Source organism: Nocardia sp. CNS-044 (genome assembly GCF_059570515.1).
Map to the genome: position 1 here is coordinate 416645 of NZ_JCANSX010000010.1, position 12679 is coordinate 429323.

The 12679-nt window shown below is 67.9% G+C and carries 13 protein-coding genes; 6 read left to right on the top strand and 7 right to left on the bottom strand.

The features are described from left to right. Positions 1-5 precede the first annotated feature (5 nt). Together T333_RS27850 and T333_RS27855 are read left to right on the top strand one after the other, a co-directional pair. The gene (locus T333_RS27850) at positions 6-632 is read left to right on the top strand and encodes a TetR/AcrR family transcriptional regulator (RefSeq protein WP_355003597.1); all 627 of its coding nucleotides are present in this window, start codon (positions 6-8) and stop codon (positions 630-632) included. A gap of 124 nt (positions 633-756) precedes the next feature. Continuing rightward, complete coding sequence (locus T333_RS27855) at positions 757-2487, top strand: acyl-CoA dehydrogenase family protein (protein ID WP_496426339.1); 1731 nt, start codon at positions 757-759, stop codon at positions 2485-2487. Positions 2488-2491: 4 nt separating this feature from the next. Here the strand turns inward: T333_RS27855 and T333_RS27860 are convergent, their stop codons facing one another. Together T333_RS27860 and T333_RS27865 are read right to left on the bottom strand one after the other, a co-directional pair. Beyond that, positions 2492-3637 carry a hemerythrin domain-containing protein gene (locus T333_RS27860; protein WP_496426340.1) on the bottom strand — a complete coding sequence of 382 codons (1146 nt, stop codon included), beginning with the start codon at positions 3635-3637 and terminating at the stop codon, positions 2492-2494. 5 nt (positions 3638-3642) lie between these two features. Next, positions 3643-4269 carry a TetR/AcrR family transcriptional regulator gene (locus T333_RS27865; protein ID WP_355003600.1) on the bottom strand — a complete coding sequence of 209 codons (627 nt, stop codon included), beginning with the start codon at positions 4267-4269 and terminating at the stop codon, positions 3643-3645. Positions 4270-4475: 206 nt separating this feature from the next. Between T333_RS27865 and T333_RS27870 the strand changes: the two genes are divergently transcribed. The 3 genes from T333_RS27870 (at position 4476) to ligD (ending at position 7104) form a co-directional block, all read left to right on the top strand. Then, positions 4476-4865, top strand: coding sequence for a cold-shock protein (locus T333_RS27870; protein ID WP_372507985.1), 390 nt, complete (start codon positions 4476-4478; stop codon positions 4863-4865). Between the two features lie 158 nt (positions 4866-5023). Then, positions 5024-6106: an ATP-dependent DNA ligase gene (locus tag T333_RS27875; RefSeq protein ID WP_496426341.1), complete on the top strand. Its 1083-nt coding sequence runs from the start codon at positions 5024-5026 to the stop codon at positions 6104-6106. Beyond that, positions 6103-7104, top strand: a complete 1002-nt coding sequence (ligD, locus tag T333_RS27880) for a non-homologous end-joining DNA ligase (RefSeq protein WP_496426342.1) — start codon at positions 6103-6105, stop codon at positions 7102-7104. The genes T333_RS27875 and ligD overlap by 4 nt, the downstream gene beginning before the upstream one ends. A 5-nt stretch (positions 7105-7109) precedes the next feature. On the opposite strand, the gene T333_RS27885 is transcribed toward ligD, so the two are convergent. The 5 genes from T333_RS27885 to T333_RS27905 form a co-directional block, all read right to left on the bottom strand. Beyond that, complete coding sequence (locus T333_RS27885; protein ID WP_355003603.1) at positions 7110-7796, bottom strand: hypothetical protein; 687 nt, start codon at positions 7794-7796, stop codon at positions 7110-7112. A gap of 443 nt (positions 7797-8239) precedes the next feature. Then, positions 8240-8425, bottom strand: coding sequence for a hypothetical protein (locus tag T333_RS27890; RefSeq protein ID WP_355003604.1), 186 nt, complete (start codon positions 8423-8425; stop codon positions 8240-8242). 500 nt (positions 8426-8925) lie between these two features. Continuing rightward, a complete protein-coding gene (locus tag T333_RS27895; protein ID WP_496426343.1) occupies positions 8926-9600 on the bottom strand; it encodes a TetR/AcrR family transcriptional regulator in 675 nt (224 codons plus the stop codon). Beyond that, positions 9584-10729 carry an acyl-CoA dehydrogenase family protein gene (locus T333_RS27900; RefSeq protein WP_355003605.1) on the bottom strand — a complete coding sequence of 382 codons (1146 nt, stop codon included), beginning with the start codon at positions 10727-10729 and terminating at the stop codon, positions 9584-9586. The genes T333_RS27895 and T333_RS27900 overlap by 17 nt, the downstream gene beginning before the upstream one ends. A gap of 125 nt (positions 10730-10854) precedes the next feature. Beyond that, positions 10855-11541 (bottom strand): TetR/AcrR family transcriptional regulator, encoded by a 687-nt coding sequence (locus T333_RS27905; RefSeq protein WP_496426344.1) that lies wholly within the window; start codon positions 11539-11541, stop codon positions 10855-10857. A 192-nt stretch (positions 11542-11733) separates the two neighbouring features. Here T333_RS27905 and T333_RS27910 point away from each other — a divergent pair, with 192 nt between their 5' ends. After that, a complete protein-coding gene (locus tag T333_RS27910; protein WP_496426345.1) occupies positions 11734-12672 on the top strand; it encodes an alpha/beta fold hydrolase in 939 nt (312 codons plus the stop codon). The last annotated feature ends 7 nt before the right edge of the window (positions 12673-12679 follow it).

The following is a 12679-nucleotide window of genomic DNA, read 5'->3' on the forward strand; positions in this document are numbered from 1 at the left end:
AATCGGTGCAGACAGGCCAGGAATCAGAGGACGCCGGTCCCCGCATCTGGGGTGGGACGACGCTCACCGAGCGCCGGGAGGCGCGGCGCGCCGCGCTGCTCGAGGCCGCGCTGGATCTGATCGGCGAGGCGGGAGCGGCGGGCGTCACGATGCGCGCGGTGTGCCGCCGTGCCAACCTCACCGACCGCTATTTCTACGAGAGTTTCAGCAGCCGCGACGAACTGCTCGATGTGCTGTACCGGCAGATCGCCGAGGAGTTCCTGGAGCCGATGACCGCGTTCGCCTCGGCCGACGACCCGTCCAGGGATCGGGCGCTGTCGGAAGTCCTCGTGGACAAAGTGCTGGAGGATCCGCGCAAGTCGCGCCTGTTCCTGGTCGAGCCGTATTCGAGCACCGGCCTCGGCCAGACCACCATCGCCGTGATGCCCGCCTTCACCCGGCTGATCCAGGACCACCTGTTCGTCCACATCGCGGATCCGGTCCGGCGCCGGCTGGCCGCGGTGAGCATGGCCAGCGGCAATGCCGGAATGTTCTCCGCGTGGCTGAACGGTTCGCTGCGCGCGACCCGCGAACAGATCGTCGACCACTGCGTCGCCACCCTCACGGCCTACCGCTCGATCTACCGCTCCTGACCCGAGAGATCCCACGGCCCGCCGCCTCGCCCGAGGCGGCGGGCCGTTGTCGTTGCCGGGAAAACCGCGGCAGACAATTGACGGCAGGTGCCATCACTTCTAAATTGATGGCACACGCCCTCAGATGAAAGGCAACGCGGCCATGCCCCTGTTCAATCCGAAGACCGACACCTTCGCGGAATTCGACCCGACGACCCGGCGGCTGCTGGCCTCGCTCGTCGACTTCTTCGAGAGCAAGGGCAAGCAGGCGCTCACCGCCGACGCGCACCGCGGCGAGTGGTACGACGACTGGATGGCGTACCTGGCCGACTCCCGGATCCTCGCCTACATGGCCACCCCCAAGGCGCACGCGGGCGGCGATCCGGACAAGCGCTGGGACACCGCGTTCATCTCGAAGTTCAACGAGATCACCGGGTTCTACGGCGCGCAGTACTGGTACGCGTGGGGGGTGTCGACCCTCGGCCTCGCCACCATCTGGCAGAGCGCCAACGGCAAGGCGCACGCGCGCGCCGCCGAGGAGCTGGACCGTGGCGGCATCGTCGCGTTCGGCCTGTCCGAGAAGGACCACGGCGCCGACATCTACTCCACCGACATGCTGCTCACCCCCGACGGCGCGGGCGGATTCATCGCGAACGGCAGCAAGTACTACATCGGCAACGGCAATGTCGCGCGACTGGTGCCGACCATCGGCCGCCGCACCGACGTCGAGGGCCCGGACGCCTACGTCTGGTTCCTCGCCGACAGCGGTCACCCCAGTTACACCCTGGTGAAAAACGTCATTCACGGCCAGAACTACGTCAGCGCCTACGATCTGGCGGACTACCCGGTCACCGCCGACGACGTGCTGCACACCGGCCGCAAGGCCTTCGACGTCGCACTGGCCGCGGTGAACTGCGGCAAGTTCAACATCGGCATGGTCACCCTCGGCATCGTGCAGCACTGCTTCTACGAGACCGTCGATCAGGCGGCGAACAAGATCCTGTTCGGGCATCCGGTCACCGACTTCGGCCAGGTGCGACAGATCCTGTCCGACAACTACATTCGTATCACCGCCATGAAGCTCTACCACGAGCGAGCCATCGACTACATGCGCGAATCGTCCCCGGCGGACCGGCGTTTCGTCATGTTCAACTCGATCGGCAAGATGAAGGTGACGCGCGAGGGCGAGCGCGCCTTCCGTGAACTCTCGGATGTCATCTCCGCCAAGGGTTTCGAGAAGGACACCTACTTCGCGATGGCGCGCGGCCTGATCGACTCCATGCCGCGGCTGGAGGGCACCGCGCACGTGAACATGGCGCTCACCCTGAAGTTCATGCCGAGCTTCCTCTACAACGCCGCCGACCTGCCGCCGGTGCCGGTGCGCAGGGACGCGGGCGACGACGCGGCGCTGTTCCGCCAGCCCGGCGCCGCGGGTCTGGGCAAGGTGCGCTTCGCCGACTGGCGGCCCGCGTTCGCCGACTACCGTCACCTGCCGAACGTCGCGCTGTTCCTGGAGCAGGCGGAGCGGTTCGTCCAATTCCCGGTGCAGGCGCCCGCCACCGACGAACAGCTGACCGATCTGGACTACCAGCTGGCCGTCGGCGAGTTGTTCACGCTGCTGCCCTACGGCCAGCTGATCCTGGAGCAGGCGAAGATCGCGGGCACGCCCGACGATCACGTGGACGCCATCTTCGAATTGTTCGTCCGCGACTTCTCGGCCTACGCGCTCGGAGTGTTCGGCAAGTCGTCTTCCACTGCCGCGCAACAGGAATGGGCGCTCAGCGTGCTGCGCAAGCCGATCTCCGACGCCGCGCGCGCCGATCGCGTCTACGCCGAGGTGCTCGGTCACGCGGGCGCGTACCGGATGAACCCGTAGCGTTTCAGGACGATTCGATCTCGACCAGCTGGGCGAGCCGGTCGAGATCGCCGTGCAGCGCGCGGGAACGATCGCGGTGCGCGGGAAGGAATCGGTAGATCACCCAGTCGAGCCAGACCGGAAGGGCCAGCACCCGGAAGGTCTGCTCGATGCGGGTCCCGTCGGGTGTGGGCCGCAGCCGGAAGCGCCATTCGGAGTTGTCGCCGAAGACGCCGCCGTCGGTCACCCAGACCAGTTCTCGTGGTTTGTCGACGACCGTACAAGTGCAGACGCGCCGCCAGCGCCAGATGCCCGATTTGTTGCTGCCGCGGAAGCGGGCGCCGACCTCCGCGCGAGTGCTGTCGCCGAGCCAGTGGGCGTCGCGGCATTCGTGGCTCCACTCGCCGACGCGGGTGACATCGGCGAGCACCGCCCACACCGCCTCCGGCGGCTCGGAGCAGAACACCTCGTCGCTGCCGCCCAGCGGCACGTGCAGCGGGGAGAATTCCGCGGTGTGCCAGCGCCGGAACGCGGCCTTGCGGTAGCGCTTGATCAGGACGTGCAGCATCAGCCAACGCGGGACGGCGGGGACCATCTCGCCGATCGCGGCGGCATCGGCGGGCGAGGCGTCGTCCACGAGGAACAGGCCCTCGTCGAAGAGCTCGATCGGGCCGAGGGGTTTGATGTTGTACACGTCGGCCCAACGCCGCCACTCACGTTCGGTGACGACGGCGGAGACCACCGGCATCATCTCGTGCTCTTCGCGTTCCAAGTGCGGGTACAGCACGGTCTCCAGATGGTCGAGCGCCGCGAGCACATCGGCGCGGGCCTCGGCGCTGACCCGATAGACCGCCGCCGCGCGGATCAGCCGGTCAACGGCGAGTTCGATGGCGCGGTGGTCGGCGTGCATCCGGTCGAGCAGGTGCGCCGCGGCCGGGTCGCGCTCGCGGACCAGCGGATAGAGGTACTCGTCTTCGGACTCGTGGTGATGGTGCAAGAAGCGCATGATCCAGAGCAGATGTTCCGCGATCGCGACGCGCTGCTCGTCGAACGGATAGGGCCAAGCGCTCAACGCGTTCCTGGCTCTGCGCAGATCACGGCGCATCGCCGAATGCACGATTCCTATCACGCGGGTGTCGGCGGGCCGTTCCAGGTCTGCGGAGGAAGTCATGTCGATTACTCCTCGGCGAGGTCGAGCAGCCGAATCACGGTGTCGGCCGCCCAGTTTCGATACTTGTCCGGCGTCCACGCCGATTCCTCGGTGAGCGCGAGGTAGACCTCGCCACCGAGAACAGCGCGCAGCGAGTCGGCTTCGGCGTCGGTGACGGGTCGACCCGTCACCGCCTCGAGCCCCGCCCGCATCGACGTCCAGCGATTCGCGCGGTCGCGGGCCGCGAGGACGGCCAGTTCCGCATCGGCGGCCGCGGCTTGCGCCAGCACCCGGTGCAACGCCGCCGATCTCCGGTTCACGGTCTCGAGCAAGCCCGCCAGCTTCGCGGCGCGCTCGCGGACGACGCCCGCCGCGATGGCGTGGAATTCCGGCCGCTCGAGCAGGGGCACCGGCTCGTCGTCCCCGACCACGGCCACGTCGAGCACCATTTTGAGGATCTCGCGCTTGTTGCCGACGCTGCTGTACACCGTCTCCACCGCGCAGCCCGCGCGGCCCGCGATGTCGCGCATCGAGGTGCCCGCCCACCCGCGGGCGACGAACAGTTCGGCGGCAGCGGCCAGCACCGCCGCCCTCGTCTCGTCGGCCTTCGCCTGGCGCAGGGTGGAACGGTATCGCCGAGTGCTCGTGGCCATACTCCATTGTCGAACAGGCCTGTATTCAACACAAGACTGTTCCAGCGAATTGTCGATCGAGAATGCCCGCGGCGCTTCCTTTCCCGGCGGAAAAGAGATCTCGATACGCAGGTGGTGAACTCTCCACAAAAGGCGCTTTCGAACGACGAAGCGGATAATGCGAGCTAAAGTGGCCGGGTAGCGACGGCGGCGAGGAGCGGGTGTTGGTGTCCATCGGGAAATTGGTGTCGTTCGACAGCTCTCGGGGGTTCGGGTTCATTCGACCGGAAGACGGTGGACCGGATGTGTTCGTGCACGTGAACGACATCGGACTGGACGAGGACGAACTGCGCCAGGGGCGGGTCTTCGAATTCGACGTCACCGAGGGCGACCGGGGCCCCAAGGCGGTCAATCTCAGCGCGGTCGGCGGTGCGGCCGCCGCCCCGTCCCGCCACAAGAAGGACCGATCGTCGACCGGCCAGCTCACCGCCGCCGAGCACAAGCGCCTGATCACCGAACTCCTGCTCGACGCGAGCCCCGCGCTCACCGCGGGCGAGATACTCACCATCCGCGACCGCCTCACCGCCTTCGCCGATCAACACGGCTGGTTGGATTAGGCGGGTTTACCGTTGGGATCGGGACGGTCTCTCATTGCCGGGCTGATTCAACGTCGCTGCGCAACCTGTCCCACGACCGGGACGACTCGGTCAGCACCGATGAATTCGCGTCGGCCACGACGTCGGCATGGGTGAGGACCAGACCCGAGGAGGAACGCGTGGACCTACCGGTGATGCCACCCGTCCGGCCGATGCTGGCCAAGACCGCGCCGTCGGTGCCGCGCGAGCCGGGCCTGAGCTTCGAACCCAAATGGGACGGATTCCGATGCGTGGTGTTCCGCGACGGCGACGACGTCGAACTCGGTTCCCGCAACGACCGCCCGCTGACCCGGTATTTTCCCGAGGTCGCGGAACTGCTGAAACAGGCGCTGCCCGACAAATGCGTGGTGGATGGCGAGATCGTGGTGGTCACCGAACACGGCCTGGATTTCGACACCCTGCAGAATCGGCTGCATCCGGCCGCGTCGCGGGTGAACAAGCTGGCGGTGGAGACGCCCGCGAGTTTCGTCGCCTTCGATCTGCTCGCCCTCGGCGACAAGGACCTCACCGACGAACCGTTCGCCGAGCGCAGGCGAATGCTGGAGACGATTCTGGACACCGCGCTGGCTCGCGTCCACCTGACGCCGCTGACCCGCGACCCGGACGTGGCCGAGGACTGGTTCACCCGGTTCGAGGGCGCGGGTTTCGACGGGGTCATGGTCAAGGCCGACGCTCAGCCGTACCAGCAGGACAAGCGGGTGATGCTGAAGGTCAAGCACGAGCGGACGGCCGACTGCGTGGTGGCGGGGTTCCGCTGGCACAAGGACGGTCAGGGCGTCGGCTCGCTGCTGCTCGGATTGTTCGACGACGAGGGTCGGCTGCATCACGTCGGGGTGGCGAGCAGTTTCACCGCGGCCAAGCGCGAGTCGCTCGTCGAGGAGCTGAAACCGTTGCGGGAGAACGCTTTGGCGAACCATCCGTGGCGGGACTGGGCCGACGCCGCCGCGCAGGCGAAGGCGGAGGGCAAGATGCCGGGGGGCGTGAGCCGCTGGACCGGCGGCAAGGACCTGTCCTGGGAGGCGCTGCGGCCCGAGCTGGTGGCCGAGGTTCGCTACGAGCACGTGCAGTCCGGTCGGCTGCGCCACGGCGGCAGGCTGGTGCGCTTCCGGTCCGATCGCACGCCGGAATCGTGTACCTACGCCCAGCTGGACGAGGTAGCGCCCGCCGAGCTGAGCGCCATCTTCACCGAGGCGTCACGATGACGGCGTCGGTGGACATCGAGGTCGACGGTAGAACCGTCACCATCAGCAATCCCGACAAGGTGTACTTCACCAAGCGCGGCGAGACCAAGCTCGATCTGGTGCGTTACTACCAGGCGGTGGCCGAGCCGTTCCTCGGTGTGGTGCGCGACCGGCCGCTGCTGCTGGAGCGGTATCCCGATGGGGCGTCGGGCAAGTCGTGGTTCCAGAAGCGGGTGCCCAAGTCGGCGCCCGACTGGCTGCACACCGTGGAGGTGTCGACGCCGAACGGCACCACCAGCGACGCGCTCGTCGCACACGACCTCGCGCACATTCTGTGGGCGGTGAACCAGGGGTGCCTCGGTTTCCACGTCTGGCCCAACCATGTCGCCGATCTGCGCATCGCCGACGAATTGCGGATCGATCTCGACCCCTCCCCCGGTATCGGTTTCGACGATCTCAGGCACGCCGCCGTGCTCACCAGAGACCTGTTCGCCGAACTCGGCATCGAATGCCGGGTCAAGACCTCCGGCTCGCGCGGACTGCACATCTACGTCGCGCTGCAGGAGAAATGGGACGGCTACCAGGTGCGGGCGGCCGCGGTCGCGCTGGCCAGGGAGCTCGAGCGCAGACACCCGGACCTGATCACCGCGCAATGGTGGAAAGAGGAACGCGGCCAACGGGTATTCATCGACTTCAACCAGAACGCCCCCCACAAAACGGTATTCGGCGCGTGGTGCGTGCGCCCGAAGGTCGGCGCCCAGGTCTCGACCCCGATCTCCTGGGACGACCTGGGCACCGTCGCCCCCGACGAACTCACCATCGCGACCGTCCCCGCCCGCCTCGCCGAACACGGCGACCCCTGGTCCGACCGCCAACCGCAATCCATCGCCCCCCTCCTCGAAATGTCCGACCGCGACATGGCCGCCGGCCTCATGGACGCCCCCTGGCCCCCGCAATACCCGAAAATGCCCAACGAGCCACCCCGGGTCCAACCCAGCCGCGCGAAGAAAGCGGAGTAGGAGACCTATTCCGTCCAGAGGACCCAAGCGGAAGTGCGGGATTGGGTTTCGCAGACGAGGGCGTGGTTGTCGGAGGTGCGGCCGGTTTTGGCGACGGAGGAGTCGCATTTGGTGCCCGCCTCGTAGACGCCGGTGCCGACGTTGTACGGGCCGGACCACTGGTAGCCGTCGTCGGAAGCGGCGTTGGCCAGGCACAGCAGCGTTCCGCCGTCGGACGCGGCGCCGATCAGCCCGGCTTGGGTTTCGGTGCAGGCCTCGCCCTTGCGCACCGTCGGCGGGGTGGCGGTCGGGGACGCGGTGGTCGGCGGCGGGGCCACCGGAGTCGGCGCCGAGGTGGTGGCGACCGTCGTGACCTGGGCGGTCGTGGACGCGGTCGCCTGGTTGGCGCGGGAAACGGTGTCGGGCAACATGTTCCCGGACAGTACGAAGAACCCCGCCACCGCCGCGACCTCGGCCGCGCCGAGCAGCAGCGCGAAGCAAGCCATCACCCGTCCGCGCGGATGACTGAAAGCGATGAACCCGAAGACGATCGCGACGGGAAACAACGCGAGCAACGCGGCCACCAGCGCGACGATCGCATAGGGATTGACGATCGGCCGCGGCTCGAAGGGGAACGGATCCTCCGGTTCCCGCTCGTCCGGCCAAGCCTCGGGCCAGCGCTCGCGCTCCTGCCACTGTTGCGTGCGTGCCATCCAGGTCCCTCTCGCATTCACTCATCGCGCGGAAACCCGGGCTGTCCGGTCCCGCCCGATACGCAGACAGAATACGGACGAATTGCCGCAATAAGACCGAATTGTCCGATCGATAACGAAATAGGGAACTCGGCACAACGCTCGGCACCCGGAACGTGAGGTTCGTGCCGAGCTTGCGGTGACATCGCTGGCTATGCGCTGGCGCACGCGGGAGGGACCAATGCACGGAGCACCGATTCACCGGGCCAGGACAATCGGTCCTGACGTGCGCAAGCGCGCGTGATCCGCTCGGCGATAACTACGAATTGCCCGGAACAGTGCCAGGTGTCGCAACCGTGGCGAAAAGCGCTACGGCGCAACGCCGCCCCGCGCGCCGAAGCCGACCGCGTGAACGGCCGGCTCGGACGCCACGCCGCGTGGTACGCGCGGCGAGTGCGGCGAACTCAGATACAGAAGACGACACTGCCGAGAGGCAGACAGAGGATCACGGAACCTCCGGCGGGCGTGACGGACGCGGAGACCGGAGCCGCTTCCGCGGGAGCCGGGGTCGCCGAGGCGGGCGCTGCGAGGAAGCACAGTGGCAGGGCCATGGCGGTCGCGGCGGCGGTCTTGATCATTTTGCTGGACATTGTGTAATCCCTTGATTCGATCGAGTAATTCACAAAGGCCCGCGTCGGCCGCTCATGGGTTTTCAGCCAGTTGGGCGCTGGATTGGACAGCCCGGCTGCGCCGATGATGCGGTCGCAGGCTGCCGTGCCGCGGCCAGGTGGGCGGGCGCCTGGACGCCGACCATCCGTCCGCCACCGGGAGTGTCGACTCGACGGCCACGCGACCAGATCAGCGCCCCGACAGGCAACGGGCCGGCGCCGGATCATCAGGCATCCGCCCTCCGCGGCACCCAGCGGACGAGTCGAACGTCGCGGATGTCGGCCGCGACGCGAGCGCTCCTTCGATAGTGCGGGAAGGCGTCCAGATCAGCTTACTCCCGGCTACCAAGCCCTTCCGCAGGAATCTCGGAAAGATTCGAGCGATTTTCTCCTGCCAAATGCCCGATCCAGAACCGAGATTCACGCGGATCGACCTGTATCCGCTGGTTACCGCGCGGAGCCGTGCCGAACCGGCGGGCGGATCAGCGCCGCCGGTCGACCTTGGGCATCGTCTCGGTGACCAGCGTCAGCAGCAGATCGGCGAGCAGTTCGTGCACCTGTTCCCGAGTGAGGTTGCCGCGGGTGATCCACTCCCGGCCCGCGACTTTGACCAGCCCGCCGTACGCCCGCACCATGGCCCGCAGTTCGGCACTGTGCGCCGAACCGGCCAAACCGATCATCACCAGCGTGCGCTCGGCGGCGGCGTCGTCGGCCTCGTCGAGGATCTGCTGCACCTCGGGGTCGTCGCCGACGCCCTCGTGGCTGGTGACCTTCACCCAGGTGCTGCCGTGCTCGCCGATGGTGTCCAGCAGCCAGTGCACGCTGGCGTCGACACGCTCGCGATCGGTCCCCGCGGGCACCGTCATGGCGTCGAGCTTGGGCAGGGTCACCATCCGGCGCACCACCGCCAGATACAGATCCCGCTTGTTGCCGAAGTAGTGGTTGATCAGCCCGCGGGCCACTCCGGCGCGCTGCGCGAGTTCCGCGGTGGACACCGCCGCGTACGGACGTTCGCCGAACATGTCGATCGCGCACGCGAGGATCTGCGCGCGCCGCTCGTCGGGTTCGAGCCTGCGGCGGCGCGGCGACTCGTCGGCGGCGCTCTTCGGCCCCGTCGACGCCGCTCCGCCGCTTCGGGTTTCAGAGAGACCGCGCAATGAGATCCTTCATCACTTCGTTGCTACCCGCCAGGATGCGCAGGACGCGGGCGCCGGTGTAGAGCTGGGAAATCGGATACTCCGTCATATAGCCGTAGCCGCCGAACAGTTGCAGGCAGCGATCGACCACGATACCGAGTTGATCGGTGATCCAGTATTTCGACATGGCCGCGGTCGGGATGTCGAGGTCGCCGCGCAGATGCTTGACGATCGCGTCGTCGAGGAAGGTGCGGCACACCCTGGCCAGCGTCGCGCATTCGGCCAGTTCGAACTTGGTGTTCTGCATCGCGAACAGCGGCTTGCCGAATGCCTCGCGGCCCTTGGTGTAGTCGACGGTCAACTCGACCGCCTTCTCCATCATGGCGGTGGCGAGAATGGCGGTGACGAGTCGCTCCTGGGCAAGCAGCCGCATCATCTGGTAAAAGCCCTGACCTTCGGCTTCGCCGAGCAGGTTCGCGGCGGGCACCCGGAGTCCGTCGAAGAACAGCTCGGCCGTGTCCTGGGCCTTGCCGCCGATCTTGTTCAGGATGCGGCCGCGGGTGAAGCCGGGGGTGTCGTCGCCGACCTCGGCGAAGATCAGCGAGACGCCCGCCGCGCCCTTCGCGGGGTCCGTCTTCGCGGCGATGATGATGCCGTCGCAGAGCCAGCCGTTGGTGATGAAGATCTTCGAGCCGGTGATGACGTATTCGTCGCCTTCGCGCACCGCGCGCGTCTTGATGTTCTGCAGGTCCGAGCCGGTGCTGGGTTCGGTCATGCCGATGGAGAGCACCATCTCGCCGCTGGCCGCCTTGGGCAGCACCCGCCGCTTGAGTTCCGCGGAACCGAACTCGATGAGGTACGGCGCGATGATCGAGCTGTGCACCGCCATGCCGAGCGAGCCGTCGCCCGCGAAGGCCTGCTCCTCGATGATCGCCGCCTCGTGCGCGAAAGTGCCGCCCCCGCCGCCGTATTCGGTCGGGATGGCGGTGCACAGCAGGCCGAGTTCGCCCGCGCGGTTGTACAGGTTGCGGTCGGGGTGGCCCTGCGCGACGAACTTCTCCTCGTGCGGGACGACTTCCTTCTCGAAGAACGTCCGTGCGAGGTCGCGTACGGCTTCTACCTCGTCGTCACTCCACGCGGCGCGTGCCATGGTTCGATCCTTTGCTCGCCTCGGACCGGCCTCGGCGCCGGTCCGTCGTCATCAGGTTCCAGCACTATTGGCGGCTTGTCAACAAGTGCGGTCACAGGTGCGCTCCGACAGACCGATGGAGGGGTTCAGCGCGCGGACTCCAGCGCGGCGAGCGTGGTGAAGATCGGCGAATCGGGGTCGGCGACGATGCCCTGCCCACGCAGGAATCCGTCGATCAGTCCCCAGACCAATCCGCCGGCCCGGTCGACGAATTCGGCCGTGCTCTCCGGATCGGGGCGGCCGGAATCACCCAGCCACAGATCCGTCACGGCGACGACCGAACCGACGACGGCGCGGGCGAGATAGTCGATTCCGGCGGGATCGATCGGCAGGGACTCGGCGATCTCGCGCGCCTGTCGCGTGAACCGCTCGGCCGCGGCGCGACCGAGATCGAACTGCAGCACCGAGCCGTCGCCGCGCTGGCTCATCTGCGCTCGACCGAGGAATCGGAACACGTTGGGGTGCTCGAGAATACGGTCGGCGTATCCGGTGAGCACGCGGCGCAGTGCGATGCGCGGCGGTTGCAGCACCAGGGTCATGTCGGTGCCCGCCGCGGCCGCGACGGACTTGCCCATCCGGTCACCGATCTCGGCATAGAGATCGGCCTTGTCGGCGAATCGCCGGTACAGGCGCGGCTTGGTGATGCCCGCCGCCCTGGCGATGGCGTCCATGCTCGGCCGTGGTCCGTCCCGATCGATGACCCGCACGGCGGCGTCGACGATCTCCTCGCGCGTGATCGTCGTCCTCGCGGATCTGTCGTGCGTGCGTCCCACGGCCGCAGCCTACCCGTACCGGCGGTACGCCCACCGGTCGACAGACACGGCGGACCACGAGTCCGTGATCCAGCTCATAGCGTCGACACCATTGCTTCGACGGCCGCCGTACTGGCAATATCGTGGAACGTACCGCCAGTACGTTCGGGTGCCGCGCGCCCGGCAGTGACGGACAGCGACCGAGGCGAGCCTATGACCGAATCGTTCGACAGGACCGGATCGGGCGGAACCCACCGCCCGCGACGCGAGCGCAGGGTCCGCGGCGCCGACGGCGAGCTCGCGGTCTTCGAGTGGGGTGATCCGCGCGGCGTTCCGCTGATACTGATGCACGGACTCACCGACACCCATCGGGTCTGGCGCGAGGTCGCCGCGCTGCTCGCCGACGACTTCCGGGTCGTCGCCTACGACGCCCGCGGGCACGGCCGGTCCGAAACGCCCTCCGGCCCTGGCGTCTTCCGGCTCGACAAGCTGGCCGACGATCTCTTCGCGGTGCTCGACGCGGTGAGCCCGAACCTGCCCGCGCACGTCTGCGGACACGGGTGGGGTGCGATCCAGGGCTGGGAGGCGGTCTGTGATCCGCGCGCCACCACCAGGATCGCCTCGTTCACCGCCATCTCCGGACCCAATCTCGATCACCTCGGCGTCCAGTTGCGCGAGCTGGCTCTCCGGCCGCACCGGATCCAGCGACTGCTGGCCGACCGCAAATTCTGGCGGCACGGCGCGGGCTCGGCGCGCACCGCCGCCGTCCGCGTCACCTATCCGCCACGGATGCGCACCTGGTTGATCGAGCTGCTCGGCGGCATCCCCGCCGCGTACGCGCCGATCGCGCCGACGTGGCGGGCGGACCTGGTCGCGGGCGCGCGCATCGTGCACGCCAACCTGGCGCCCCGCCTGCTGCGGCCGCGTCCCCGGCCGACCCCGGTGCCCGTGCAACTGGTGGTCGACACCACCGACGTGCTGGTGCCGCCGTTCCTCTACTACGGCAGCGCCCGCTGGGTGGACCGGCTGTGGCGCTGCTCGATCCCCGCCGACCACTGGCTACCGACCACCGAACCGCTGCTGGTCGCCGAGGCGCTCGGCAATTTCGTCGAAGACCTGACCGCCGCGGACACGAGCCTGCCCCGCGGCTGAGCTCGGC

Coding starts and splice junctions, on each gene's coding strand:
- ligD (WP_496426342.1), top strand. CDS start 6,103: ATGACGGCGTCGGTGGACATCGAGGTCGACGGTAGAACCGTCACCATC.
- T333_RS27860 (WP_496426340.1), bottom strand. CDS start 3,637: ATGACTTCCTCCGCAGACCTGGAACGGCCCGCCGACACCCGCGTGATA.
- T333_RS27910 (WP_496426345.1), top strand. CDS start 11,734: ATGACCGAATCGTTCGACAGGACCGGATCGGGCGGAACCCACCGCCCG.
- T333_RS27855 (WP_496426339.1), top strand. CDS start 757: ATGAAAGGCAACGCGGCCATGCCCCTGTTCAATCCGAAGACCGACACC.
- T333_RS27900 (WP_355003605.1), bottom strand. CDS start 10,729: ATGGCACGCGCCGCGTGGAGTGACGACGAGGTAGAAGCCGTACGCGAC.
- T333_RS27890 (WP_355003604.1), bottom strand. CDS start 8,425: ATGTCCAGCAAAATGATCAAGACCGCCGCCGCGACCGCCATGGCCCTG.
- T333_RS27865 (WP_355003600.1), bottom strand. CDS start 4,269: ATGGCCACGAGCACTCGGCGATACCGTTCCACCCTGCGCCAGGCGAAG.
- T333_RS27885 (WP_355003603.1), bottom strand. CDS start 7,796: ATGGCACGCACGCAACAGTGGCAGGAGCGCGAGCGCTGGCCCGAGGCT.